The sequence below is a fragment of the Thermosynechococcus sp. TG215 genome, assembly GCF_031583455.1.
Lineage (GTDB): Bacteria > Cyanobacteriota > Cyanobacteriia > Thermosynechococcales > Thermosynechococcaceae > Thermosynechococcus.
Map to the genome: position 1 here is coordinate 1,208,477 of NZ_CP134178.1, position 23,701 is coordinate 1,232,177.

The window sequence follows — 23,701 nt, forward strand, 5'->3', positions numbered from 1 at the left end:
AGCCTGATTCTACGAACAACACGCCTATGGCTTTGCCTGTTGTTGCCGTTGTAGGACGCCCCAATGTGGGCAAGTCCACCTTTGTCAATCGCTTGGCCGGGGAACGGGATGCCATTGTCCACGATCAGCCCGGTGTAACCCGCGATCGCACCTACCGCCCAGCCTTTTGGCGCGATCGGGAGTTCTTGGTGGTGGATACTGGCGGACTCGTCTTTGACGATGACAGTGAGTTTCTCCCCCTGATTCGCCAACAGGCGGAACTGGCTCTGCAGGAGGCAACAGCTGCAATTTTAGTGGTAGATGGCCAAGCAGGACCCACTGCCCTAGACTATGAGATTGCGGCTTGGTTGCGGCAGCATCCTGTCCCCGTTTTGGTGGCGGTCAATAAATGCGAATCTCCTCAAATGGGTCAGGCGCAGGCGGCAGAATTTTGGGCGCTGGGTCTAGGGGAACCCTACCCCATTTCCAGTATTCATGGCAGCGGTACGGGGGAATTGCTGGATCAGTTGATGACCTACTTACCCGCAGCGGCAACACTCCCCGAGGCGCCGGAAATTCAGGTGGCCATTGCTGGGCGTCCCAATGTGGGGAAATCCAGTTTGCTCAATGCCTTGATTGGGAGCGATCGCGCCATTGTCAGTCCGATTTCAGGTACCACCCGTGACGCCATTGATACCGTGATTGAACACAATGGCACCCAGTACCGCTTCATTGATACCGCCGGCATTCGTAAGCGGAGTCATGTGGCCTACGGGCCTGAGATGTTTAGTGTGCATCGCGCCTTTAAGGCGATTCACCGCTCCGATGTCGTGCTGTTGGTGTTGGATGCTCTCGAAGAAATTACGGAACAGGATCAGCGCTTGGCGGGGCATATTGCCGATCAGGGGCGTGCCTGTGTCCTAATTGTGAACAAGTGGGATGCCGTTCCCGAAAAGGATACCTATACGATCAATACCTATCGCGATCGCCTGTATCAGCGATTGAATTTTCTGGAGTGGGCAGATGCCCTCTTTGTCAGTGCCCATACGGGTCAACGCCTCGACAAAATTTTTGCAGCAGTAGATGCAGCGGTTGAACAACATCGTCGCCGCGTCAGTACAGCCGTAGTCAATGAAGTGATTCAAGAAGCTCTGCGCTGGCACACGCCCCCCGCCACTCGTCAAGGTCGCCAAGGAAAAATCTACTACGCCACCCAAGTGGCCACTCAGCCGCCAACATTTGCGATTTTTGTCAATGATGCCAAACTCTTCAAGGACAACTATCGCCGCTACATTGAAGGGCAAATTCGCCAACAACTGGGATTTCGAGGCACCCCCATTCGTCTCCTTTGGCGCAGTAAGAAACCTCGTGAAGCTGCCGAATTAGCAGTCCGTTAGGGTTGGCGTTCAACTTTTTTCACTAAACTAAACTTCCCACTCTGGCCATCGTCACTCATCTCAATCTGGCCAACGTAAAAGAAGCGTTGCAGCACTTCGCCTTCAGGGGTAAAGCGAATTTCCCCAAGGGGGGTTTCATAGACTCCCTTGAGAATCTCTTGATTCAAGGCCTGACGCAAATCGGCAAGGGGCAATTCCGACAAGTTCTTTTCTTGGGACAGTCGTGCCAAGGAGTCCGCAAAGACTTGAACTGCCGTAAAGGCTTGAGCACTGAATTGAGAGGGGGCTTGACGATATTTGGCTGCAAAGGCGTCGCGAAACTTGACATTCATGGGATCGGGGTTTTCAGGATTATAGGCCTGAGCCACCAGAACGCCATTACAGAGGCGACGACAAACGGGGAAGAGGTTGACTGTGTTGACGCCATTCCCGCCCAAAATTAGGCCTTGGTAGCCCAATTCCCGTAGTTGGCGAATCAAATTGCCGCCGTCGGCTGCTAAGCCGGAGATAACAATTAAATCAGGTTTGAGATTGAGGGTGGCATTGATTTGGGCTTGGAAATTGGTATCCGTGGTTTGGGTCTGCTGGACAGTCACCAGTTCAAGCTTGGGGTTCTCGCGAATGGCCTTTTGAAAAATCTCGGTTTCTGAGCGACTAAAGGCATCGTCTTGGGCAAAAAAGACTGCCACTCGGCGAATGTTGGGATTAATCTCAAGGGCTGCTTGAATTGCCGTGGGCGCCACCACATCCACCCCTGCGGAGACGCGACTAATGAAGGCACCGATTTCGGGAATGCCACGGGCGGTATTGGAAGGAGCCACCACGGGGACACCAGCCTGCTCGGCAATAGGATCGGCACTAAAAGCCTGCTGCGAGAGGGTGGGGCCAACAATGCCAATCACGCGATCGCGATTGATTAAGGTTTGAAAAACATTCACTGCCCCCGCTTCATCACTGCCGGTATCCTGAATCACCAGCCGTAGGGTCTGCCCCTTGATCTGGCCGGCTTGGTTGAAAAACTCCCCGGCGACTTGCACCCCCTGTAGAGCCTCTTGGCCGTAGAGAGCGGCATTACCGGTTTGAGCGAGGGCAACCCCAAGGGGTAATGCATTGTTGCTTACTGAGGGAGACTCCGTTGCGGTACAGCTACTGAGGGCGATCGCCCCTAGTGCAAGTAATAACCAGCGATACTTCCCCGCCAATTAGACCCGTGCCTCCAAGGACTTCAGGTATTCCGTATTCACCCCCGACTCACGCACAAGGGCAATTTTACCGGTGCGGGCAATTTCGCGAATCCCAAATTTATTCAGCATTTGGACAATGGCCACCATCTTGCCGGGGTCACCGGAGACTTCAATGGTCAGGGAATCATCGGACACATCCACCACCTTGGCACGGAAGATTTGTACCAGTTCCAAGATTTCAGAGCGGGTGCTGGCGGTGGCATTCACCTTCAGGAGCATCAGTTCCCGTTCCACACAGGGAATCGTGGTAATATCCTGCACCTTGAGGACATTGATCAGCTTGTAGAGTTGCTTGGTCAATTGCTCAATGATGGCATCGTCGCCGGGCACCACCATCGTAATGCGGGAGATGCCAATTTGCTCCGCAGGGCCTACCGCTAAGCTCTCAATGTTAAAGCCACGCCGCGCAAATAAACCGGCAATGCGAGTGAGCACACCCGCCTCATCTTCCACTAAAACCGATAGGGTATGTTTCATAACTGGGATTGAATCTTGCTGCCATGCTGGGATGCTGATTCTCTCTAGTTTAGCGGACAAGCCGACACTCTGCGAAGAGGCGATGGGCAATGCGAAAGAGTTCCTGCCCAGTGTGCAAATAGCGATCGTCGTAACTGTGGCTAAATTGCTCTAGCTCATCGAGACCATCCACCAGTTGATTCAAACAGTAATAGAGGTGGGCTGCCACCTTGGCCACAGCAGCGGGGTTGGGTTGGGCTTGGAACGTATAGCGGGCGCGGGTGAGGGCGCGACGACAGTCCTGCAAGTAGGTAAGGAAATGATCCATGAGGTCATCATCAAAGGGATCAGCTGCAAGGGCATCAATCTGGCGGGGGAGCGATCGCAAGACCGCCTCAATAATCCGACTCACGGGGTTGTAGGTGAGGGTCAGCCATTGCTCTAGCTCGCGATCGGCAGCTTGGGAACGCTGCACATCAGGCTGAGCGGTTGTTTGCTGGACACGGTGCTGGGCATCATAGGCCTGCCGACACTGCTCATCCCCCAAGATTTCATAGGCGGCGTTAATGGCGGCCATCCGCTCATGGCTGGAGCGATCGCTAGGATGGTAGTCGGGGTGATACTGCTTGACTAAGCGGCGATAAGCGGCCTTAATCTCGGCTTGGGTAGCCGTTACTGCCACCTGTAGTGTCACGTAGGGATTGGGCTGGGACATCGAAATGGTGAGAAGACCTCCATATTTAGGTTAAAGTGCTGATTTGGCGGTGTCGAGAAATGGTTATCTATGGAACTGCAAGAACGCCTTGGAGGAGTCAATATCTATCTGGTGGGCATGATGGGTGCCGGTAAAACCACCACAGGTCGCATCTTGGCGCAACGCTTGGGCTACAGGTTTGTGGATACAGATGCGGTGATTACAGAGTTTCGCCAACGACCCATTCGCGAAATTTTTGCCCAAGAGGGGGAGGCTGCTTTTCGGGAGTTGGAACAACAGGTCTTAGCACAAGTCTCTAGTTACCATCATTTGGTTGTGGCCACCGGTGGCGGCATTGTCCTCAACCCGATGAACTGGAGTTATTTGCGCCATGGCATTGTGGTCTGGCTTCATGTCCCCCTTGCGGTGCTCTGTCAGCGCCTGCGCCAAGATCAGGAACGTCCCCTATTGCAGGATCAGCCCCTTGAGGAACGCTTGAGTGAACTGCTGCAAGCGCGTCAATACCTCTATGCGCAGGCGGATTTAGAACTGGCGATTACGGCTGAGGATACCCCAGAAACGGTGTGCGATCGCCTGTGGGAAACCCTCCCCAATATTTTGAAACCCATAGAGCCATCATGCTAGAAGTTCTAGCGATTCTTTCAGCAGCAGCGGCCGGCGGGCTACGACTGGCACTGCCCCTCCTGTTGATTGGTCTATTGCAGGGGGAACAACTGTGGTCACAGGTGCCTTTACTGCGCCATTTTTCCCCCTATGGCGTGGTTGGTGTGTTAGCCGCTTGGTCGTTTCTGGAGATCTTCCTGTCCCGCAATGTCTGGGGCTACCGCCTGATTATCCTTGTACAACTGTGCTTTAGCCCCCTTGTGGGTGCCCTCCTTGGCATGACCGTGGCAACAGCAACAGAGACACCTCAGTGGCTCATTGGTACCCTGAGTGGTCTTTTTGCCTTTGTGTTGCAATTGGTGCAGGTGGGTTGGTTTTATCGGCTGGGGAAGTTACCCCGCTGGGTGATTGTCGGGCAGGATATCCTGTGTATGCTGCTAATTTTATTTGCCCTCAGGGCACCCAAGCAGGGCGGGTTAATTGCCTTACTCCTGTTGTGGTTGGCCGTTCGCAGTGCTAAGGATTGGCAACAACGACATCAGCGCTCCCGCCGCCAACGGCTAAATTCCTAGGACTTGTGCTAAAGTCTCTCTAGCGTGGCAGGAGGATGTGGATGTGAACCAGCAAGCATTCATCGCAACAGCAATGATTAGTGCAGCGCTTACCAGCGGTGCTGCTTTTGCCATGCCCTCCCCCATGCAGCAACTGGTGCAAACCAATGCTTGTCCCGGCTGTGATCTGCGGAATGTCGATTTACGGGGCTATAACTTAGCAGGGGCAAATTTGCGCGGCGCCAATCTTCAGGGCGCCAACCTCCAGGATACTAACCTCATGGTGGCCAATTTGGTCGGGGCAAATCTGAGTAATGCCAACCTCACCGCCGCTTATTTAGAACGAACTAACCTAGAACAGGCCAATCTCAGTGGTGCTAACCTGAGCCGTGCGATTTTGCGCCATAGTCGTGCCCGCCGTGCCAATTTCAACAACAGCAACTTAACGGGAGCCGATGTCCGCTATGGGGATTTTCGCCGCGCCAATCTCAACGGTGCCACTTTTGAGCAAGCCAATATGCAGTGGGCACGGTTAAACAATGCCACTGTCAGTCAGACCAACTTTAGCGATGCTTACCGTCCCCGTATGCCCTATCGCCTCAATCTCCACTAGGCGCTAGGGGTAGCGCTCATCAGTTCGTAGGGCACCTTTGTGCCCCCAAGGCCGCAGTAGCCATTGACATTGCGATGGAGATATTGCTGGTGGTAGGGTTCGGCAAAGTAAAATTCGGGCGCTGGTAGAATTTCAGTGGTGATCGTGCCATAACCGGCGGCTTTTAGGGCTGCTTGGTAGCGATCGCGACTGGCCTCGGCAAGGGCTTTTTGCTCAGGGGAATAGTAGTAAATACCGGAGCGATACTGCGTCCCCACATCGTTGCCTTGGCGCATACCTTGGGTGGGGTCATGGTTTTCCCAAAAGACCTTGAGCAATTCCTCATAGGTCACCTTCTGGGGGTCAAAGACCACGCGCACCACCTCGTTGTGACCTGTCATGCCCGTACACACCTCTTCATAGGTGGGATTGGGGGTATAGCCGCCAGCATAGCCCACAGCGGTGACATAGACCCCCGGCACCTGCCAAAACTTGCGCTCAGCCCCCCAAAAACAGCCCATACCAAACATGGCTAACTCCATGCCTTCGGGATAGGGAGGGGTGAGGGGATGACCATTCACAAGATGAGCCTCTGGCACGGGCATGGGTTCTGCTCGGCCGGGTAGAGCGGCACTGGGGCTAGGCATTGTCAACTTTTTGAATCCGAAGAATCCCATGGCTGATGTTCACTCGATAGTTCACTACGCTTTTATATTCTGACGAGCTTTTGGGGAGTCGTGCCAGAAGTCACAGCGTTCTAGTTTGCTGCTTGCTGACGCTCCCATTCCTGTAGGGGGCGCTGGAGGGCATTTTTAAGATCAAGGGGCACGAGGGTCACCGTCATTTTTTCGCGCGGTTCCGCTGGCGGGTCAATTTCCGCGTAGAGCTTGAGGCCGTCAAAGGTGGTGTCTCCCAAGTGTAAACGGTGCTGCTGGCCATCTTTAAGGGTGATATCCACAGTGGCCATGGGGGGAGCAAGGCCATAATCCCCGGCACGTTCAGTAGGTACATCGAGAGAGCGATCGCGCTGACCCGTGGCCAATAAGTTTAATAAAAAGACAACCGTGCCCTCTTCTGCGGGGGTTTGCTTTGCCCGATCAATCACCCAGTCACCTGTAGCCAACTTTTTCAGGTTGAGGCTGTAATCAGGGGCAATAATTTTCAAGGCCACCACATCCCCTTCTTGAAAGCCAAAAAGAGGTTTTTTGGCCGCTGTATCATTGCTATTGGGAGTCGGTAACTGTTTCTCAAAGAGATAGAGACCGCCACCCAAAATGGCCGCCGTTGTTAAAAGAACGAGTGTTTTTGTGCGGATGCCACTTGCCATAGCCTATCAATTATAGACTCATTGATAGGGGAGACTCTCAAGCCCCCTGGCGCAACTTATCCAGCACTGACCGATCTTCCAATGTTGAAGTATCCCCAGATACCTCTTGGCCAGCTGCAAGGGAACGCAGGAGCCGCCGCATGATTTTGCCCGATCGCGTTTTGGGCAGGGCATCGGTAAAGCGAATCTCCGCCGGCCGTGCCAAGGCACCAATTTCATTGACAACGTGCTGCTTTAATTCCTGTTGGAGGGCATCGCTGGGGGTAGCCGACCCGTCAAGAATCACAAAGGCAACAATCTCTTCTCCCTTGACCTCGTCGGGTTTACCAACAACGGCTGCTTCAGCAACAGCAGGGTGAGAGACCAATGCCGATTCAATTTCCATCGTGCCCAAGCGGTGACCGGAGACATTGATCACATCGTCAACCCGTCCCATCACCCAAAAGTAGCCATCTTCATCCTTGCGGGCACCATCGCCAGCAAAGTAAACGTATTGGCCATCGCGAGGGGGAATGTGTTCCCAATAGGTGCGGCGGAAGCGATCGGGATCTCCGTACACGGTTCGCATCATTCCTGGCCAAGGGTGACGAATGACCAGATACCCACCCTCATTGACCCCCACGGGGTTGCCTTCCCGATCCACCACATCGGCAAGAATCCCCGGAAAGGGCTTGGTGGCAGAACCGGGTTTCATGGGAATTGCCCCCGGTAGCGGTGTAATCATGTGCCCCCCAGTTTCTGTCTGCCACCATGTATCGACAATGGGGCAGCGTTCACCGCCAATGACCCGGTAGTACCACATCCATGCTTCGGGGTTAATCGGTTCACCCACGGTTCCCAAGAGGCGCAAAGAAGAGAGGTTCCGTGCGCGGGGCAAGTGTTCGCCCATTTTAATGAAGGCACGAATAGCCGTGGGAGCTGTGTAGAAAATAGTCACCCCATACTTCTCAATCACATCCCAGAAGCAACCGGGATTGGAGGCGCGGGGTGCCCCTTCATACATGAGGGTGGTTGCCCCATTGGACAGCGGCCCATAGACAATGTAGCTGTGACCCGTAATCCAGCCAACATCAGCGGTACACCAATAGACATCGGTATCTTGGAGGTCAAAGACCCATTGAGTGGTGATGTGGGTGTAGAGGTTGTAACCCGCTGTGGTGTGGACAACGCCTTTGGGTTTGCCGGTGGAGCCAGAGGTGTAGAGAATAAAGAGTAAATCTTCGCTGTCCATGGGTTCGGCAGGACAGTCAGCGCTGACCCCCTTTTGCAGATCATGCCACCAGTGATCGCGACCGGGCACCATGGTCACTGGCTGCTGCGTGCGCTGCACCACCAAGACATGTTCAACGCTGGGAACTGCCTGATTGGCTAGGGCTTTATCCACTTGATCCTTGAGGGGCACAATGGCATCTTTGCGCCAGCCACCGTCAGCCGTAACCACCAGCTTGGCTTGGGCATCAATGAGGCGATCGCGCAAAGCTTCGGCACTAAACCCCCCAAAGACCACTGAGTGGGGGGCGCCGATCCGCGCACAGGCCAACATGGCAATGGCTGCCTCTGGAATCATCGGCATATAGATACCGACGCGATCGCCCTTTTTCACCCCCAGTTGCTTGAGGACATTGGCAAATTGGCAGACTTCGCGGTGCAGTTGGGCATAGGTGAGGGTGCGGCTATCGCCAGGTTCTCCTTCCCAGATCAAGGCTGCTTTATTCTTGCGCCAAGTCTTGAGGTGGCGATCCAAGCAGTTGTAGGTGATGTTGATTTTGCCATTGACAAACCACTTGGCATTGGGGGGCTGCCAATCCAGCACCTGATCCCAAGGTTGAAACCACTCTAATTCCTGTTGTGCCAATTCGCCCCAAAAGGCAGCGGGATCGGCTTTGGCCTTTTCGTAGAGGGCATTGTAGGCCTCAAGGGAATTGATCCGCGCCTTGGCCACAAAATCAGCGGGGGGATAAAAAAGGCGGTTTTCCTGAAGAATGGATTCAATCGTGGGATGACTCATCCGTTTTATCCGTGGCAGCAAGATCTATCATAGGGGCGATCGCTCCCCTACTGAAGATGACCCCTGCTTATCCCCGTTGAATCCAATCCAAACCAATCCCCCGCGCCATCATCGCTGCTAAAAAGGGAATGGCACTGAGAAAGGCCAGTTCAGCCCGAATCACCCAAGTCAAACGCTGCACCGTTGGTAACTCGAGGGTGGGAGCCTTCTCTTCCCGCAGCGGTTTAATCCACAGTAGAAAAGAGATCGTTGGATACAGCGACAATAGCCCCACCAAAATAAATAAGCCCACCTTGAGGTGAAAGATGGGGTTGGCCAAATAATATTCAGTGCCTTTGCCAAAATAGAGAACCCGCAAAATGCCCGTGACAAGAACAGTCACCGCAGCAATGCCATAGAGGGCATCCGTAATCACTAATCGCCAAGCCTGTTTAAGGTCTATATCCTTGCGCAGGGTGAGGTGCTCCACCACAAGGGCAGCAAAAGCCACCATAAAGCTGAGGTAGTGCAGATAGGCGATCGCGGCACTGCTCCAAAGGGTGTTCATCCGATAGCGTTCCTTGGCGAGTGAGAGACTTTGCAAAAAGGGCTGTATTGATCCTAGGGGGCAGCCTTGGGATGCGCAAGTGCCAACCCCCACAAGTTTTTAGGCTTTAGCCACGGCGTAGATCTTTGGCCATGGAGCGAAAGCGGTCTAAGCTGGGATCACTGCGACGGCGTTCCTGTTCTTCCACTGGGGGCGTTACCACATCACTGACACTGGGTTCGGGTTTACCTTTGTTTTCTGCCTCTGGATTTACCCTTTCGATGGCGGAGACCAACTCCACCACTTCTACCTCTTCTTTGGCACCGCCGGTTGCAGGGAACGTTTTTTTCACGACCTTGGCGGTACGCATGTACTCAATGTTGCCGTAGGTCTTGGCTGCATCGGGATCGAGAAAAAAGTCTTTGCTGGGTTGGGCGTCAGCTTGCTTGCCCCGACGGAAAAGGCCATCAAAGAGTCCCATAGCGGAATTGTTACCTTTTGTGAAGAAACCGCTGATCAGTTTACAATAAAAATCTCAAGGGGGGTTATCAGAAATTCCGCAAATGAGGGGCGATCGCCAACCCTAGTAGCAATTTTTGTCCCCTAGGTTTTCCAAGACCTGAATCCTCATGGTAGGTTAACGGTGGAAATGCCACAGGATGCAGGACCATGCACGCCAAAACCAAAGGGGAATCGCTCGTCCGCTTACTGGATGTGGGTAAGGCCTACCGTCAGCCCAACGGTCAGGTCATTAGCATTATGGAAAATATTAACCTTGAATTGCGCACGGGGGAAATTGTTGCCCTCCTAGGGCCATCGGGATCCGGTAAGTCAACCCTGATGCGCATTATTACGGGTTTGGTTGCGCCTACGTCTGGGCAGGTCTTGTACCGCGAGCAGCCAATGCAGGGCCTGAATCCGGGGGCTGCGATTGTCTTTCAAAGTTCGGCGCTCTATCCGTGGCTAACGGTTTTAGAAAATGTGGAATTGGGGCTAAAGGCTCTAGGAGAAGGCCCGCGATCGCGCCGCCGCAAGGCACTGCGGATGATTGACATTATTGGCTTGGATGGCTTTGAAAACGCCTACCCCAAGGAACTGTCGGGGGGAATGCGGCAGCGGGTGGGATTTGCCCGTGCTTTGGCGGTGGAGCCGGAACTCCTGTGTATGGATGAGCCATTTTCCGCCTTGGATGTGCTGACAGCAGAGAACCTGCGCTTTGAACTTCTCGATCTGTGGCTAGAGCATAAAATTCCTACCCAGAGTATTTTGATTGTCACCCACCACATTGAAGAGGCGGTCATTCTCGCCGATCGCATTATTGTTTTGGGGAGCAACCCCGGTCGCGTCCGCGCTGACTTTCCAGTGACATTGCCCCACTATCGCGATCGCAAGAACCCTGAGTTTCAAGCCACCGTGGATCGCATCTATAAAATTCTCACCAATCCCCATGTGGATGAATTGGAGCAACTGGAACCCAAGCCAGCTACCCTGCCCACGAGTCAAGAACCGCGTTATCCGCTGCTCCCCCATGTGCGCATTGGCTCGATCGCCGGTCTATTGGAACTCTTAGAACACCGCAAAGAAGACCTCTACCGCATTGCCCAAGAGCTGCAACTGGAGCTAGATGATATTCTGCCCATTGTCGAAGCCGCCCAGATGATGGAACTGGTGGAACTCAAGGAGGGAGACATCAGCGTGACCCCGATTGGCAATGCCTTTATTCAGGGGGACATTGACCAGCGCAAGCTGATTATTCGCCAACAACTCCTCAAGCATATTCGCCTTGTGCAGCAAATCCACACTTTCCTAATGGCCAAGCAAAACCACCGCATTCCCGAAAGTTTGGTGCTGGATATTTTAGAGCGGCACTTTACGCCGCAGGAGGCCGATCGCCAGCTCAATACCGCCATTGACTGGGGACGCTACGCCGAACTCTTTAGCTACGACGAACCGGCCAAAGAAATTTTCCTTGAAGTCAGTGAACCCGAGGAGCCATTGCCCCTTGAAACGACAGCAGTCTGAGGGGAATGTCCTAATGGGTCTGCGCTTGGGTAAACTCCTCTAGCGCCTCCATCACATGGGTGGCATACATCAAGGCAGGGCCGCCATCCATGGCTACAGTCACCATGAGGGTTTCCATGATTTCTTCAGGGGTTGCGCCTGCATGCAAAGCAGCACGGGTGTGGAAGGCAATGCAGCCGTCACAGTGTTTGGCAACCCCAATAGCTAGGGCAATCAACTCTTTGGTTTTGGTATCAAGAGCACCGGGGGTTGACGAGGCCCGACTCAAGCTATAAAAGGCCTTCATGGCATCGGGCATCGCTGCCGTTAGCTTTGCCGTGTAGGATTTGATGTGGTTAATTTGCTCGGTGTACATCGCTGTTCTCAAACAATCGTGTTACGCCTATCATCGCCGCTGAAGGAGGCTACCCGCCCGAAACTTCAACGTTTTTTCTTCTTCATTGGTCTATTGGCAACTCCGCTTCGCTACATTACCGCGCCTTAACCCCCACCTGTGACGCGAGGATGGGGGAGTGCAGGCTAAACATGTTCGACGGTCACCGCCCTTGGTGATGAGCATCATCGGTTGCGGGTGAGAAACGCCACGGATGTTCTTAGTCAGCCCCCCTAGGATAAGAGTATTCACCCCATAGGGGCTAGACAAAACTGTTCTCTCCATTCACACAAAGGACACCCAAATGCTGAATCAAAAAGGTTTACTCCTCGCCTGCCTCGCCGTTGCCCTCAGCCCCGCGGTGAGCCGTGCTGTACCTCTAGCTGCCACCCAGACCGTGCAATTGCAACCCCCAAGTAATGTACGGGTGCGCCCTACGATTATCGGCAAGATCAATAAATCTCCTTCTATCTCCTGCAATGAGATTGTGATTAATGCCACACTGCATCCTCCCGGCGGCTTTCCAGTGGGGGGTGCCACCGCTACTTTGTCCCCTGCTGGTAGTCATGGTTGCAGTTACAAAATTACCGTTCCGCCCGAGCTACTCGGTAAGAAGGTTCATCTCTGGGGAACGTTCAAGAGTCCCTCACCCCTGTTGTCAATTCAACCCGTGGGCTGGCAAAGTCCCATTTCTCTGCCTCAGCAATTAGGGATTTCCCAGAGCTATGACTTTGTTGCTAAGGACACCGTGATTCATTAAGCCTAAATAAAGGAATTCTGAGAGCGCCACTAGGAGTGACTGGTTTCTAGCCAGTCAAAGATGCGGTCAAGCTGCTCAAGGCTCACCAAGCCATACTGCCAGAGAACAACGGGCAACAGATTCACCTGCTCATCGCAGTGCTTGAGGCCGAAGTCAATGGCAGCGGTGGACAGTGCCATCTCCCGCTGTAGGAAGTCAATGAGTCGTGTCCAACGTGGCGTTTTCATGATTCCTATAACTACCACACCTTACCCTCTATCCTAGGGATTAATCTGAGAAAATGCAACATTTCGTTACAAAACCACAGAAAGTGAAATAATCAGCCTGCTATTTGGTATGATGCCTGGTATTTTCGGGGACACTCTCCCCAGAGACTTCCCCCACCAGAGGGAATTTATAGGGGGGATTGCCGAATCATTGGTCTTGGGAAAAACGCTCTAAGTAAAGATACTCAACCGTAGCTCGTTATACTAAAGTCTGATGGGTGTTGTTCAAGCTCAGCCTAGAGAGAACAGCAGCCGAATCAGTTGTTTTACGGATGTGTTCATGACCCAAGCCACCGTTGCCAAACCCCCCATTGCCTGGCCTACGGCGACCTTTATTATTTTTGTGCACCTCGGTGCTCTTCTTGCGTTTTTACCCGGCATGTTTAGTTGGAAGGCAGTCCTGCTGGCGCTTGTACTTCACTGGTTGACTGCTGGCATTGGTATTACCCTTGGTTGGCACCGCCTCGTTACCCATCGCAGCTTCCAAGTGCCCAAGTGGTTAGAGTATTTCTTGGTCTTTTGCGGCACACTCTCAATGCAAGGGGGGCCGATTTGGTGGGTTGGGCTGCACCGCCATCACCATCTGTACTCCGATCAACCCAATGATCACCACGATTCCCGTAAGGGCTTTTGGTGGAGCCATATTGAATGGATGTTTCGTGAGGTGCCAGCGGAGGCAGAGATTCCCCGTTTCACCAAAGATATTGCGGATGATCCGGTGTATCAGTTTTTTGACAAGTACTTTCTACCAATTCAGGTGGTCTTGGCCATTGTTCTTTACCTCTGGGGCGGTTGGCCATTTGTGGTTTGGGGAATTTTTGTGCGTCTTGTAACGGTCTATCACACCACTTGGCTGGTGAATAGTGCCACCCATGCCTTTGGCTATCGCACGTTTGAAACCACGGATCACTCAACGAATTGCTGGTGGGTCGCCCTGTTAACCTTTGGCGAGGGTTGGCATAACAATCACCATGCTTATCAATATTCGGCACGCCATGGGTTGCAGTGGTGGGAACTGGATCTGACGTGGCTCACCATTCGCTTGTTGCAATTGCTGGGTTTGGCTACGAAGGTGCGTTTGGTAGAAGCACCAGCAGCCTCTTCCCAAGAATAGAGCGCAATGCGGGTTCTCATTCTCGGTTGCGGTTATACGGGAACGTGGTTGGCGCGATCGCTCCAAGCCCAAGGCATTGATGTGGTCATTACCAACCGTCGGGGAGAGCCGCCGCCAGAACTCAGCACTGTTCCTTGTTTTCCCTTTACATGGGAGCAGCAGGGGGAGCCAGTTCCCTTAGCACCAGCCGCCCTTGAGGGGGTAACCCACATCCTCAATAGTATTCCTCCCGATCGCCAAGGGGAGGATGCGGTTGCGCTGGCACTGTTGCCGCAGTTAGAGAAACTGAATCTGCACTGGTTTGGCTACCTTTCGACAACGGGGGTCTATGGCGATCGCCAAGGGGGCTGGGTAGATGAAACCACACCCGTCAATCCCCAAAATTTGCGTTCACAACACCGCGTCAGCATTGAGCAAACCTTTCTCAACTCCAATCTGCCCACCCATATCTTTCGACTCCCCGGCATCTATGGCCCCGGAGAAGGACGCAATCCCATTGCTCGTATTCTCAAGGGTGATGTGCAACTCATTGATAAACCGGGGCACTACTTCTGCCGTATTCATGTGGTCGATATTGTCCAAACCCTTGAGCGATCGCTGGCACAACCCACGCCGCAGGAAATCTATAACCTCAGTGATGATCAACCCTCAGAGTCGCTCCCTGTTCTACTCGAGGCCTATCGTCTTTTGGGTCGCCCAGCCCCACCAGCCATCCCGTTAGAGGCAGCCAATCTGAGTCCAATGGCTCAGTCCTTTTGGCGCGAATCCCGCCGAGTCCGCAATGACAAAATCAAGCGGGTTTTAGGCGTTCAGCTCCGCTATCCTTCCTACCGCGAGGGGTTACTAGCGATCGCCCGCGAATTAGGTCTTTGAGACGGCCTGCCATCCCCTGTGAGAAATAGGCACCTTATAATACCTAAGGATTCGGTCGCCGTCGCTGGAGAAACTCAGGAATGTCTAACTTCGGCTTGGCTTCAACCTCTGGTTGTGTTGCGGGGGCTTCCGGGGGAGGCGATGCCGTCGTTAGGGGGCGGTTCGTTAGGGGTGTCGTTTTGGTTGTGGCACGGGTGCGGCTAATGGGTTCACCACTAAAGCCAGTGGCAATAACGGTGACTTGAACTTCCCCTTGCATTTGGGGATCAATCACCGCACCGAAAATGATATTGGCGTTAGCATCGGCCACATTGTAGATCACCTCGGCAGCGGCATTGACCTCATGGAGGGTGAGATCTGTGCCCCCCGTAATATTGAAGACAACGCCCTTGGCACCCTCAATCGACCCCTCCAGTAGGGGCGAAGAAATTGCACTGACGGCAGCTTCCGTAGCTCGTGACTTGCCAGAGGCAATACCAATACCCATCATGGCAGAACCGGCATCAGCCATCACCGAACGAATATCGGCGAAATCAACGTTAATCAGCCCCGGCAGGTTAATAATGTCGGAAATCCCTTGAACCCCTTGGCGCAGGACATCATCGGCCACTCGAAACGCATCCTGAACCGATGTTTGCTCCGAAATCACTGAGAGAATCTTGTCATTGGGAATCACGATGAGGGTGTCAACACGACTTTGCAGGGCTTCGATTCCTTCATCCGCTTGGCTCGCTCGACGACGACCCTCAAAGGTAAAGGGACGGGTGACGACTGCAACAGTTAGGGCGCCCTGTTCCTTAGCCACTTCAGCCACAATTGGGGCAGCGCCAGTGCCGGTACCACCTCCCATGCCGCAGGTAATGAAAATCAAATCGGCATCCTTGAGTGCCGCAGCAAGGTCTTCGCGGGATTCTTCAGCCGCTTTTTGACCAATGGCGGGGTTGCCACCGGCGCCGAGACCACGGGTGAGTTTCTGGCCAATTTGCAGGCAGCGGTGGGCCTGGGATTGGGCGATCGCTTGCGCATCAGTATTGACGCACCAAAATTCAACACCCGCCACATTACTGGCAATCATGCGGTTGACTGCGTTGCCACCGCCGCCACCGACACCAATCACTTTGATGCGCGCTGCTGAAGTTTCCACCAAGCTGTCATAACTCCTTAACACATCGGTTGGTGCGCCATGGCCATTGTCGCCAGATGCAATGCCTACCTCTCCCGAAACAAAGGAGGCGGGGACTTCAGAGGGAACAGGTTCCGTAGGCCACTGTTGATCTGACTCCATAACGCGACTGTCTTCACCCATGATAAATATGGGGCAACTATATCATGAACTCTAGCAAAGGCATCGGCAACACCCCACAAAATAATCCTTAAACCTAACTCAGGGGAGAGCGGGCTTTGGCCAACAGACCGTGCTTGGGGGCAAAAATCATCGCCAGCAAAAAAATCACTGTTTGCAGGACAACAATACAGCCACCTGTTGACGCATCGAGATAGTAACTGAGGTAGGTTCCCAATAAACTGCCAAGGCCACCCACCGCCAAGGCAATGAGTACCATGATGCCAAAGCGATCGCTCAGCAAATAGGCCGTTGCCCCCGGTGTAATTAGCATCGCCACGACGAGAATAATGCCCACGGTTTGCAGGGCAGCCACGGTGGTGAGGGACAGCAGCGCCAGCAGGAGATAGTAGAGCAGGGTTGTATTTAAGCCAATGGTGCGGGCATGGGTCGGGTCAAAGCAAAAGAGAATCAAATCCCGATGCAGTAGGGCGATCGTGATCAGTGTCATGAGGCTCACAATCACTGTTTGCCAGAGGTCGCGATCGCTAATCCCCAAGACATTCCCAAAGAGAATATGCATCAGGTCAACACTACTGGCGGTCTTCGAGAGCAGCACTAACCCCAAGGCAAAAAAGCCCGTAAACACCAAGCCAATGACTGTATCCTCCTTCACCCGTGTCTGCTGTTGAATAAAGCCAATGAGGGTCACGGCCATCAGACCAAAGACAAAAGCCCCCAAAGCAAAGGGCAGCCCCAGCCAGTAGGCCAAGACCACACCGGGCAAGACCGCATGGGACACCGCATCCCCCATCAAGGCCCAGCCCTTTAGGGTTAAAAAACAGGACAATACCGCACACACACAACCCACAAGGGTGCTTACCCCCAGCGCCTTAACCATAAATGCATGTTGCAGTGGCTCCAATAGCCAAGTGATCATCATTTGTCCTCTATGCCTGAAAAGTATGATAAGGTGCTGCCAGTACAGTCGGAGTGCGGTTCTCGTGGATGGCATCCTTTTGCTGAACCCTTGGTGGATAGGTATTTTGCTCAATACCGTCCTTGGGGCGATCGCCCTCCTTACACGGCAAAAATTACTCACCCTAGCAGGTCTCTTCCATGCGTGGCTCCTCGGCGTGCTGATTTGGGGCACCTTAGGCTGGCAGGGCTATCTGATTGTCATGGTCTATTTCCTTGTCGGTTCAGCCGTCACCCGCATTGGCATGGCCGAAAAAGAGGCCGCAGGCATTGCTGAAAAACGCGCCGGGGTGCGCGGGCCAGAGAATGTCTGGGGATCAGCCTTTACAGGCACCCTCTGTGCACTCCTTGCTCTCCTGCTACCCCAATGGCGGGAGTTATTTTTGGTGGGGTTTGTGGCCAGTTTTAGCACCAAGCTCTCAGATACCTGTGCTAGTGAAGTGGGCAAAGCCTATGGTCAGCGCACCTTTCTCATCACCACATTACAACCAGTGCCCCGAGGGACAGAGGGAGCGGTGAGTTTAGAGGGAACACTGGCCGGTCTAATTGGTGCCACTGTGATTGCTGTGCTAGGCTGGAGTGTGGGCTTGATGGGGGCGATCGCCCTCCCCATTTGTATCCTTGCTGCTTTCCTAGCCAACCTTGTGGAGAGTCTCGTGGGAGCCACCCTTCAGGAACGCTACACTTGGCTGAGCAATGAAATCGTTAACGGCATCAACACAACGGTGGGGGCTTTGGTGGCAATGGTAGCCGTTTTTATCGCTTCGTAAGCGTTGTAAGCGGGCTGTTAGTGACCTAGGGATTTACCTCGTTTGATTTATTGACATTTATCAATTTTTTCAGGTATGAACAAAGTTTTAGACTGGCTTGACTCATTGCTAATTCAAAACTCATTTCAAAGAGAGGTTCGTCGCTGGTTTCGAGATAAAGGCGATAGTACCTTGCGGCTTGATTATCCACTTGATGCAGAGAGCATTGTCCTAGATGTGGGGGGATATAAAGGAGACTTTACTGCTCTCATTCATGAGAAATTCAATTGTCGAGTATTTGTTTTTGAACCGGTTTCAGTCTTCTATCATATTTGTAAGAAACGGTTTACTGGTAATGCAAAGATTATTGCCCTGAATTATGGACTGTCTGACGCCGATGAAATTTCTCAAATTCACATAGCTGAGGACTCGTCAAGTTTTTATAAAAGAAATTCAAAAACATCAGAGGAAATAGCCCAACTACGAAACTGTGCTACTGTTTTCAAGGAGCTTGGTATCGAAAAAGTAGATTTGATGAAAATTAACATTGAAGGAGGAGAGTATAATTTAGTGAAAAAGCTCATCAATTCTGATTTAATAGAAAAGATAAAATATCTTCAGATTCAGTTTCATAATTTTGTTGAGAACGCAGAGGAAAAGCGTCAGAATTTACGCTCTCAGCTAACAAGAACTCATATTGAAATGTGGAATTATGAATTTGTTTGGGAAAGCTGGCGCTTAAAGAGCATTTGAGTTTTAACCTAGAAAATCATGCAATGACAAAGCAAAGATTAACTGGTCTTTTTGTCTATCCTGATATTCCCACAGCCGTATTTTTTGATCCGAATGGATCTCCAGACGGGCTAACACAGCCTTGGGTTGCCCTGCGGGAGGGGTTTCGTGCTCAAGGCGTTGAACTTGTTGGCCTTGATGAATGCTGTCATGACCCCGATTTTGAACTCCATCTTAATGTTCAAGCTCCCCGCTCTAAGTCTCCAAAGTTTGTAATTCTCGCTGAACATCCCTTGATCTATCCAGCCAATGGGCAGCGGTTCTTATTGCGTCGCTATCAAAGTGTGTTTACTTGGAACCCTGATCTAGCTATCAAGCAGGCTCAGCAAATTCAACTGCCTCACCCGTTCAAGATAACAGGTGGTGTAGATGGCTATGGGCAACGTCCTCAGTTGGTTGTTTTAATCAACAGTAATAAGGCTTTGGCTTGGTGGGCTCCCTCTCAAGATCTCTACCGCGAGCGGGTCAGAGCTATTCGCTGGTTTGAACGTCATGCACCACAGGACTTTGCCCTTTATGGTCACGGTTGGAATCATTCAGCCCAACAGCCCGTGGTAGGAGATATCATTCACGCCTTAGAAAAAAGGTGGATTCACAGACCATTGCCCCCATTTCCGTCTTGGCGGGGCATTGTGCCCACAAAGAGTGAAGTATTACGACAGTCCCGCTTCTCGATTGTCTATGAGAACGCGATTTTTCGTGGTTACATCACAGAGAAAATTTTTGATGCCTTTTGCGCCGGGAACGTGCCGATCTACTGGGGGGCACCAGACATTACCGACTACATTCCTAAGGCTTGTTTTATTGACCGTAGAGAGTTTTCTTCCTACGACTCTTTATACAACTTTCTCAAGACGATGCCAGAAGAGATCTATAAAGGCTACCAGCAAGCGATTTGGAATTTTCTGCACTCTCCCCAAGCACAGCGGTTTTCTATTGCTCACTTTGTGCAGACCATTGTTCACGGCATTTTGGATCAAGTCAACGCTAGTCATAAACACTCGGAATGATGATCTTTGTCAATCTTATCGGTGGCCTTGGCAATCAGATGTTCCAGTATGCTGTAGGAAGGGCTTTGTCTATGACTAGGGGAGTGCCCTTGCGTTTAGATATTTCCGATTTTGCAAGTTACCAGCTTCATCAAGGGTTTGAGCTACATCGTGTATTTTGCTGTGAGGCTCCGATTGCTTCTCTTGAGGATTTGAAGTCTGTTTTGGGGTGGTGGGGGGTACCAAAAATCAGGAGAGCGATCGCCAACCTGCAACTTTCAGCACTATGTAAGGGACGACTAATTCTTGAACCTCACTATCACTATTGGGAACAAATTCACTCTATCCCCAGTACTGCCTACCTTCAGGGTTACTGGCAATCAGAAAAATACTTTAGCGAAATTGCTGACGTTCTACGGGAAGATTTCAAGTTTAGGCAACCCTTGTCAGAAATAAATGCTCAATGGGCAGATAAAATTACCCAGTGTCATTCAATTAGTCTCCATATTCGTCGTGGAGATTATGTTTCAAATCCTATGACCCATAAAGTTCACGGCGTCTGTCAGCTTGACTATTACTATCGAGCCATTGAATATATCACGTCACTTATAGATGATCCTGTATTCTTTGTTTTTTCAGACGAAGCTGAATGGGCAAAATCAAACTTGAAAACTTCTTATCCAATTTTTTATGTAGAAAATAATACTGCTCAAGAGAGCTACAATGATATGCGCCTCATGAGTCTATGTCGTCATCATATTATTGCCAACAGTACGTTTAGTTGGTGGGGAGCTTGGCTAAATAATAGCCCTGAAAAAATTGTAATTGCTCCTCAAAAATGGTTCGCCACATCTGATAAGGATGATTCGGATTTAATTCCAAAGACTTGGATTAGAATTTGAGATGATTTAGTTATTGTTAATGATGAATATACACAATAGTCCGACTATTTCAGTTATTTTACCAGTTTTTAATTCTGACCAATATATTGAATTAGCTATAAATTCTATTCTTAATCAATCCTTTAATGATTTTGAACTCATTGTTATTGATGATGGTTCTTCAGATAATTCCTTTGAAATTTTATCAAATTATGCAAAACTTGATGCTCGTATTCATTTAATTCGTCGGGATAATCAAGGTTTGATTTATACACTGAATCAAGCAATTGAACTTGCTAAGGGTCAGTATATCGCTAGAATGGATGCAGATGATTTGACTTTACCTAACAGGTTAGAAAGTCAACTTGAATTTCTAGAAAAAAATAAACTACATCTTTGTGGCTCATCTGTTCAGCTCATTGGGGCAGCGATTGGTTCTTGGCACTATCCTCCTTCCCATGAAGGTTGCGAAATTGAATTGTTATTTGGTGTACCTTTTGCCCATCCATCTGTAATGGGTCACTCCAGTGTTTTCAAAGAACTGAGGTACTCCTTTGAGTGGTCACTGGTGGAAGATTATGATCTCTGGCAGCGGGCATGGGCGGCAGGGTTCAAGATGGGGAATGTGCCAGAGGTGCTTCTGCAGTACCGAGTGCATCGCAAACAAACCTCCAGCCTTTATCGTCGGCAGCAAGCTCAAAATAGTCAACGGATTCGTTCGCGCCACTGGCAACAACTACTGAGTGCCAAGCTAGGAATTTCAGCAACTGAGGCTCAAGAAGCAGAGAAAGACTTGTGGAAAACATTCCAACTCCTGCGGCAGTTAAAGCAATGTTATAAAGGAACAGAAGCAGAAAAAATTCTCCACCATGCATTCCCACGCCTTTGTTCCCACCGTCTCCATAGTTGGGTTTTAGATAGAACAAGCTAGTTGAGTAGTTCAAGACCACATTTCTGGAGTGATCATGTTTTTTAGTGTCGTAATTCCTACCTATAATCGCTTGCCCATTCTAGAAAAGTGTGTTCGCGCGATCGCCCATCAAACGTGGAATCCAGACTTAGGCATTGAGGGCTATGAGGTCATTATTGTTGACGATGGCTCAACAGACAACACCATTGAGTGGCTTGAGGCACATCGTGAAGCGTTTCCCTGTGTCCGCTGGTTTCAACAGGAACATCTGGGTCCGGCAGCGGCTCGTAACTTAGGTCTGCAGGTGGCCAAGGGTGACTGGATTATCTTTATTGATAGTGACTTGGTGGTGACGGAAACGTTTTTAGAAGCCCATGGGAAGCGCTTAACTCAAGAAAAAGAACGTCTTGGCATTGAGGATATTGCTCAGGTTCCTGCTTTTTCCTATGGTCGTGTGATTAATACCTGTAATTTTGAAGAGCCAACCTCAGAACCCTATAAAATTGTTGATTTTTCAGCCGCCTATTTTGCAACGGGAAATGTGGCGATCGCCCGCCATTGGTTGGAAAAAGCAGGCCTCTTTGATACCCAGTTTCAACTCTATGGCTGGGAAGATTTAGAACTAGGGGTGCGCCTCAAGAAATTGGGTTTGCGATTGCTGAAGTGCCCCGCAGCCGTTGGCTACCACTGGCATCCCCCCTTTTCCCTCAGTCAAGTGCCCACCCTGATTCAGAAAGAGATTGAAAGGGGACGAATGGGGGTCTTGTTCTATAAAAAGCATCCCATTTGGGAAGTGAAGCTCATGATTCAAATGACGCCCTTTCACTATTTCCTTTGGGCCATCCTATCCCTCGGCGGCATTCTCAATGAAAAAACACTGGCGCCCCTGTTGCAATGGCTGATTAATATCGGTCGCCCTCAAGATGCCTTGGAAGTGGCTCGTATCTTTTTGAACTGGTATAATGTGCGGGCAGTCTACTCAGCCTATCAAGAGCAAACACCGCAGCAGCATTGAGCTTTCGTGGGAGTTATGTTAACCCTGTCTCCAGAGCTAAAAGCCCGTTTGGCAACGCCATTGCAGATTGGCTCTGTTACGGTCAATAGTCGGGTCTTGCAGTCCCCGTTGGCCGGGGTAACTGATTTGGTGTTTCGGCGATTGGTGCGCCGTTATGCCCCCGACTCAATGATGTACACGGAGATGGTCAGTGCTTCGGGGTTGCACTATCTGAAAACATTGCCCCGGATCATGGAAGTGGATGCCAATGAGCACCCCATTAGTATTCAGCTTTTTGACTGCCGCCCTGATTTTCTAGCGGAAGCAGCGATAAAGGCGGTAGCTGAAGGGGCGGATACGGTAGATATCAATATGGGCTGCCCCGTGAATAAAATTACGAAGAATGGCGGTGGTTCTTCGCTGCTGCGGGATGTGCAAACGGCAGCAACAATTGTGCGGACGGTCTCCAAGGCGGTGCCTGTGCCGGTTACGGTCAAAACCCGCATTGGTTGGAGCGATCAGGAGATTAATATCCTTGACTTTGCCAAGGCGATGGAAGATGCTGGCGCTGCCATGATCACAGTTCATGGGCGAACCCGTGCCCAAGGCTTTAATGGCCCAGCTCGCTGGGAGTGGATTGCGCGGGTGAAGGAGCGCGTCAGTATTCCCGTGATTGCCAATGGCGATATTTTCTCGGTGGAAGCGGCGGTGCGCTGCCTAGAGCAAACTGGGGCGGATGGGGTGATGTGCTCGCGAGGAACGATGGGTTATCCCTTCTTGGTGGGGGAAATTGATCACTTTTTGAAAACCGGGGAATTGCGGCCTGCGCCAACGGTGGTTGAACGTCTGCACTGTGCGCGGGATCATCTCATTGCCCTCTGGGAATACAAGGGGGAACGGGGGATTCGCCAAGCCCGTAAACATTTGACGTGGTACGCCAAGGGCTTTGCTGATGCCGCAGAACTGCGCAGTGAATTGTGTCGCATTGAAACCCTAGAGGCTGGTTTAGCCCTGCTGGATGCAGCAATTGAGCGCTTGCAGGTAAGTTCAGACACCGAGGCGATCGCGGCCTAAATACCTAAACAAATGAAAAAAAGATTTGTGTTGCGCAACAATTCCGCAAAAATTTCGTAAAAAAAGTCCCTAGAACCCACGGGTTATAATGAAAGTGTAGGTGTGAGCAGGCCAAAAAAGAGTGATGAGGCTTGGCCTACAAAAAGTTCACTTGCATTTCTCGTTTGATCGCAATCGCTTAATCTCTTGCGTATTTTCTAGCATTTGCAGTTAGCAGGTTCTTGCTGGTTTGAAGGGGCGATCGCT

27 protein-coding genes are annotated in these 23,701 nt (G+C 51.4%); 15 read left to right on the plus strand and 12 right to left on the minus strand.

Annotated features, from left to right (window positions below):
• The first annotated feature begins 26 nt into the window (after positions 1-26).
• A complete protein-coding gene (der, locus tag RHJ02_RS05700; RefSeq protein WP_206201446.1) occupies positions 27-1,376 on the plus strand; it encodes a ribosome biogenesis GTPase Der in 1,350 nt (449 codons plus the stop codon).
• On the opposite strand, the gene RHJ02_RS05705 is transcribed toward der, so the two are convergent.
• The 3 genes from RHJ02_RS05705 to RHJ02_RS05715 are packed head-to-tail and all read right to left on the minus strand — an operon-like array spanning position 1,373 to position 3,791.
• On the minus strand, positions 1,373-2,578 hold the full coding sequence (locus tag RHJ02_RS05705; RefSeq protein WP_206201447.1) for an ABC transporter substrate-binding protein: 1,206 nt from the start codon (positions 2,576-2,578) through the stop codon (positions 1,373-1,375). The genes der and RHJ02_RS05705 overlap by 4 nt on opposite strands.
• Positions 2,579-3,097 (minus strand): acetolactate synthase small subunit, encoded by a 519-nt coding sequence (gene ilvN, locus RHJ02_RS05710; protein ID WP_149817577.1) that lies wholly within the window; start codon positions 3,095-3,097, stop codon positions 2,579-2,581.
• A 49-nt stretch (positions 3,098-3,146) separates the two neighbouring features.
• On the minus strand, positions 3,147-3,791 hold the full coding sequence (locus RHJ02_RS05715) for a DnaJ domain-containing protein (RefSeq protein WP_310438403.1): 645 nt from the start codon (positions 3,789-3,791) through the stop codon (positions 3,147-3,149).
• Positions 3,792-3,860: 69 nt separating this feature from the next.
• Here RHJ02_RS05715 and RHJ02_RS05720 point away from each other — a divergent pair, with 69 nt between their 5' ends.
• The 3 genes from RHJ02_RS05720 (at position 3,861) to RHJ02_RS05730 (ending at position 5,558) form a co-directional block, all read left to right on the plus strand.
• Positions 3,861-4,415: a shikimate kinase gene (locus RHJ02_RS05720; RefSeq protein ID WP_302679075.1), complete on the plus strand. Its 555-nt coding sequence runs from the start codon at positions 3,861-3,863 to the stop codon at positions 4,413-4,415.
• Positions 4,409-4,966, plus strand: a complete 558-nt coding sequence (locus RHJ02_RS05725) for a DUF4126 domain-containing protein (protein ID WP_149817571.1) — start codon at positions 4,409-4,411, stop codon at positions 4,964-4,966. Before RHJ02_RS05720 ends, RHJ02_RS05725 begins: the two co-directional genes overlap by 7 nt.
• Before the next feature lie 73 nt (positions 4,967-5,039).
• Positions 5,040-5,558 (plus strand): pentapeptide repeat-containing protein, encoded by a 519-nt coding sequence (locus tag RHJ02_RS05730; RefSeq protein WP_206201450.1) that lies wholly within the window; start codon positions 5,040-5,042, stop codon positions 5,556-5,558.
• On the opposite strand, the gene msrA is transcribed toward RHJ02_RS05730, so the two are convergent.
• The 5 genes from msrA to RHJ02_RS05755 all read right to left on the minus strand — a co-directional run bounded on the left by msrA (position 5,555) and on the right by RHJ02_RS05755 (position 9,879).
• Positions 5,555-6,214, minus strand: a complete 660-nt coding sequence (msrA, locus tag RHJ02_RS05735) for a peptide-methionine (S)-S-oxide reductase MsrA (RefSeq protein WP_149817567.1) — start codon at positions 6,212-6,214, stop codon at positions 5,555-5,557. The genes RHJ02_RS05730 and msrA overlap by 4 nt on opposite strands.
• Positions 6,215-6,294: 80 nt before the next feature.
• Positions 6,295-6,864, minus strand: a complete 570-nt coding sequence (locus RHJ02_RS05740; RefSeq protein ID WP_206201451.1) for a DUF4340 domain-containing protein — start codon at positions 6,862-6,864, stop codon at positions 6,295-6,297.
• 37 nt (positions 6,865-6,901) lie between these two features.
• The gene (gene acs, locus RHJ02_RS05745) at positions 6,902-8,872 is read right to left on the minus strand and encodes an acetate--CoA ligase (RefSeq protein WP_310438401.1); all 1,971 of its coding nucleotides are present in this window, start codon (positions 8,870-8,872) and stop codon (positions 6,902-6,904) included.
• A gap of 67 nt (positions 8,873-8,939) precedes the next feature.
• Positions 8,940-9,419 (minus strand): DUF2214 family protein, encoded by a 480-nt coding sequence (locus RHJ02_RS05750; RefSeq protein ID WP_310438400.1) that lies wholly within the window; start codon positions 9,417-9,419, stop codon positions 8,940-8,942.
• A gap of 106 nt (positions 9,420-9,525) precedes the next feature.
• Positions 9,526-9,879 (minus strand): hypothetical protein, encoded by a 354-nt coding sequence (locus tag RHJ02_RS05755; protein WP_302676502.1) that lies wholly within the window; start codon positions 9,877-9,879, stop codon positions 9,526-9,528.
• Between the two features lie 188 nt (positions 9,880-10,067).
• On the opposite strand from RHJ02_RS05755, the gene RHJ02_RS05760 reads away from it, so the two are divergent.
• The gene (locus RHJ02_RS05760; protein WP_149817559.1) at positions 10,068-11,420 is read left to right on the plus strand and encodes an AAA-associated domain-containing protein; all 1,353 of its coding nucleotides are present in this window, start codon (positions 10,068-10,070) and stop codon (positions 11,418-11,420) included.
• A 10-nt stretch (positions 11,421-11,430) separates the two neighbouring features.
• Here the strand turns inward: RHJ02_RS05760 and RHJ02_RS05765 are convergent, their stop codons facing one another.
• Entirely contained in the window at positions 11,431-11,775 is a 345-nt protein-coding gene (locus RHJ02_RS05765) for a carboxymuconolactone decarboxylase family protein (protein ID WP_149817557.1), read from the minus strand.
• Positions 11,776-12,097: 322 nt separating this feature from the next.
• Here RHJ02_RS05765 and RHJ02_RS05770 point away from each other — a divergent pair, with 322 nt between their 5' ends.
• The gene (locus tag RHJ02_RS05770; RefSeq protein WP_206201455.1) at positions 12,098-12,553 is read left to right on the plus strand and encodes a hypothetical protein; all 456 of its coding nucleotides are present in this window, start codon (positions 12,098-12,100) and stop codon (positions 12,551-12,553) included.
• 29 nt (positions 12,554-12,582) lie between these two features.
• On the opposite strand, the gene RHJ02_RS05775 is transcribed toward RHJ02_RS05770, so the two are convergent.
• Positions 12,583-12,780 carry a DUF2949 domain-containing protein gene (locus RHJ02_RS05775; protein ID WP_206201456.1) on the minus strand — a complete coding sequence of 66 codons (198 nt, stop codon included), beginning with the start codon at positions 12,778-12,780 and terminating at the stop codon, positions 12,583-12,585.
• Between the two features lie 319 nt (positions 12,781-13,099).
• Between RHJ02_RS05775 and RHJ02_RS05780 the strand changes: the two genes are divergently transcribed.
• Both RHJ02_RS05780 and RHJ02_RS05785 read left to right on the plus strand, forming a co-directional pair.
• On the plus strand, positions 13,100-13,933 hold the full coding sequence (locus RHJ02_RS05780) for a fatty acid desaturase (RefSeq protein WP_302677812.1): 834 nt from the start codon (positions 13,100-13,102) through the stop codon (positions 13,931-13,933).
• Positions 13,934-13,939: 6 nt separating this feature from the next.
• Complete coding sequence (locus tag RHJ02_RS05785) at positions 13,940-14,806, plus strand: SDR family oxidoreductase (protein ID WP_149817549.1); 867 nt, start codon at positions 13,940-13,942, stop codon at positions 14,804-14,806.
• Between the two features lie 43 nt (positions 14,807-14,849).
• On the opposite strand, the gene ftsZ is transcribed toward RHJ02_RS05785, so the two are convergent.
• Positions 14,850-16,112: a cell division protein FtsZ gene (gene ftsZ, locus RHJ02_RS05790; protein ID WP_302679082.1), complete on the minus strand. Its 1,263-nt coding sequence runs from the start codon at positions 16,110-16,112 to the stop codon at positions 14,850-14,852.
• A gap of 73 nt (positions 16,113-16,185) precedes the next feature.
• Positions 16,186-17,031: a metal ABC transporter permease gene (locus tag RHJ02_RS05795; protein ID WP_304941103.1), complete on the minus strand. Its 846-nt coding sequence runs from the start codon at positions 17,029-17,031 to the stop codon at positions 16,186-16,188.
• Between the two features lie 22 nt (positions 17,032-17,053).
• On the opposite strand from RHJ02_RS05795, the gene RHJ02_RS05800 reads away from it, so the two are divergent.
• The 7 genes from RHJ02_RS05800 (at position 17,054) to dusB (ending at position 23,455) form a co-directional block, all read left to right on the plus strand.
• Entirely contained in the window at positions 17,054-17,836 is a 783-nt protein-coding gene (locus RHJ02_RS05800; protein ID WP_315863708.1) for a TIGR00297 family protein, read from the plus strand.
• Between the two features lie 75 nt (positions 17,837-17,911).
• Entirely contained in the window at positions 17,912-18,568 is a 657-nt protein-coding gene (locus RHJ02_RS05805; RefSeq protein WP_310743505.1) for an FkbM family methyltransferase, read from the plus strand.
• Positions 18,538-19,617 (plus strand): glycosyltransferase family 10 domain-containing protein, encoded by a 1,080-nt coding sequence (locus RHJ02_RS05810; RefSeq protein WP_206201460.1) that lies wholly within the window; start codon positions 18,538-18,540, stop codon positions 19,615-19,617. The genes RHJ02_RS05805 and RHJ02_RS05810 overlap by 31 nt, the downstream gene beginning before the upstream one ends.
• Positions 19,614-20,498 carry an alpha-1,2-fucosyltransferase gene (locus RHJ02_RS05815; protein WP_310744941.1) on the plus strand — a complete coding sequence of 295 codons (885 nt, stop codon included), beginning with the start codon at positions 19,614-19,616 and terminating at the stop codon, positions 20,496-20,498. The genes RHJ02_RS05810 and RHJ02_RS05815 overlap by 4 nt, the downstream gene beginning before the upstream one ends.
• A 19-nt stretch (positions 20,499-20,517) precedes the next feature.
• The gene (locus tag RHJ02_RS05820; RefSeq protein WP_310438392.1) at positions 20,518-21,408 is read left to right on the plus strand and encodes a glycosyltransferase; all 891 of its coding nucleotides are present in this window, start codon (positions 20,518-20,520) and stop codon (positions 21,406-21,408) included.
• A gap of 34 nt (positions 21,409-21,442) precedes the next feature.
• Entirely contained in the window at positions 21,443-22,402 is a 960-nt protein-coding gene (locus RHJ02_RS05825) for a glycosyltransferase family 2 protein (protein ID WP_310800549.1), read from the plus strand.
• Between the two features lie 15 nt (positions 22,403-22,417).
• Positions 22,418-23,455, plus strand: a complete 1,038-nt coding sequence (dusB, locus tag RHJ02_RS05830) for a tRNA dihydrouridine synthase DusB (protein WP_206201463.1) — start codon at positions 22,418-22,420, stop codon at positions 23,453-23,455.
• Positions 23,456-23,701: the final 246 nt, after the last annotated feature.

Coding starts and splice junctions, on each gene's coding strand:
- der (WP_206201446.1), top strand. CDS start 27: ATGGCTTTGCCTGTTGTTGCCGTTGTAGGACGCCCCAATGTGGGCAAG.
- ilvN (WP_149817577.1), bottom strand. CDS start 3,097: ATGAAACATACCCTATCGGTTTTAGTGGAAGATGAGGCGGGTGTGCTC.
- RHJ02_RS05715 (WP_310438403.1), bottom strand. CDS start 3,791: ATGTCCCAGCCCAATCCCTACGTGACACTACAGGTGGCAGTAACGGCT.
- RHJ02_RS05720 (WP_302679075.1), top strand. CDS start 3,861: ATGGAACTGCAAGAACGCCTTGGAGGAGTCAATATCTATCTGGTGGGC.
- RHJ02_RS05725 (WP_149817571.1), top strand. CDS start 4,409: ATGCTAGAAGTTCTAGCGATTCTTTCAGCAGCAGCGGCCGGCGGGCTA.
- RHJ02_RS05730 (WP_206201450.1), top strand. CDS start 5,040: ATGATTAGTGCAGCGCTTACCAGCGGTGCTGCTTTTGCCATGCCCTCC.
- msrA (WP_149817567.1), bottom strand. CDS start 6,214: ATGGGATTCTTCGGATTCAAAAAGTTGACAATGCCTAGCCCCAGTGCC.
- RHJ02_RS05740 (WP_206201451.1), bottom strand. CDS start 6,864: ATGGCAAGTGGCATCCGCACAAAAACACTCGTTCTTTTAACAACGGCG.
- acs (WP_310438401.1), bottom strand. CDS start 8,872: ATGAGTCATCCCACGATTGAATCCATTCTTCAGGAAAACCGCCTTTTT.
- RHJ02_RS05750 (WP_310438400.1), bottom strand. CDS start 9,419: ATGAACACCCTTTGGAGCAGTGCCGCGATCGCCTATCTGCACTACCTC.
- RHJ02_RS05755 (WP_302676502.1), bottom strand. CDS start 9,879: ATGGGACTCTTTGATGGCCTTTTCCGTCGGGGCAAGCAAGCTGACGCC.
- RHJ02_RS05760 (WP_149817559.1), top strand. CDS start 10,068: ATGCACGCCAAAACCAAAGGGGAATCGCTCGTCCGCTTACTGGATGTG.
- RHJ02_RS05765 (WP_149817557.1), bottom strand. CDS start 11,775: ATGTACACCGAGCAAATTAACCACATCAAATCCTACACGGCAAAGCTA.
- RHJ02_RS05770 (WP_206201455.1), top strand. CDS start 12,098: ATGCTGAATCAAAAAGGTTTACTCCTCGCCTGCCTCGCCGTTGCCCTC.
- RHJ02_RS05775 (WP_206201456.1), bottom strand. CDS start 12,780: ATGAAAACGCCACGTTGGACACGACTCATTGACTTCCTACAGCGGGAG.
- RHJ02_RS05780 (WP_302677812.1), top strand. CDS start 13,100: ATGACCCAAGCCACCGTTGCCAAACCCCCCATTGCCTGGCCTACGGCG.
- RHJ02_RS05785 (WP_149817549.1), top strand. CDS start 13,940: ATGCGGGTTCTCATTCTCGGTTGCGGTTATACGGGAACGTGGTTGGCG.
- ftsZ (WP_302679082.1), bottom strand. CDS start 16,112: ATGGGTGAAGACAGTCGCGTTATGGAGTCAGATCAACAGTGGCCTACG.
- RHJ02_RS05795 (WP_304941103.1), bottom strand. CDS start 17,031: ATGATGATCACTTGGCTATTGGAGCCACTGCAACATGCATTTATGGTT.
- RHJ02_RS05800 (WP_315863708.1), top strand. CDS start 17,054: ATGATAAGGTGCTGCCAGTACAGTCGGAGTGCGGTTCTCGTGGATGGC.
- RHJ02_RS05805 (WP_310743505.1), top strand. CDS start 17,912: ATGAACAAAGTTTTAGACTGGCTTGACTCATTGCTAATTCAAAACTCA.
- RHJ02_RS05815 (WP_310744941.1), top strand. CDS start 19,614: ATGATGATCTTTGTCAATCTTATCGGTGGCCTTGGCAATCAGATGTTC.
- RHJ02_RS05820 (WP_310438392.1), top strand. CDS start 20,518: ATGATGAATATACACAATAGTCCGACTATTTCAGTTATTTTACCAGTT.
- RHJ02_RS05825 (WP_310800549.1), top strand. CDS start 21,443: ATGTTTTTTAGTGTCGTAATTCCTACCTATAATCGCTTGCCCATTCTA.
- dusB (WP_206201463.1), top strand. CDS start 22,418: ATGTTAACCCTGTCTCCAGAGCTAAAAGCCCGTTTGGCAACGCCATTG.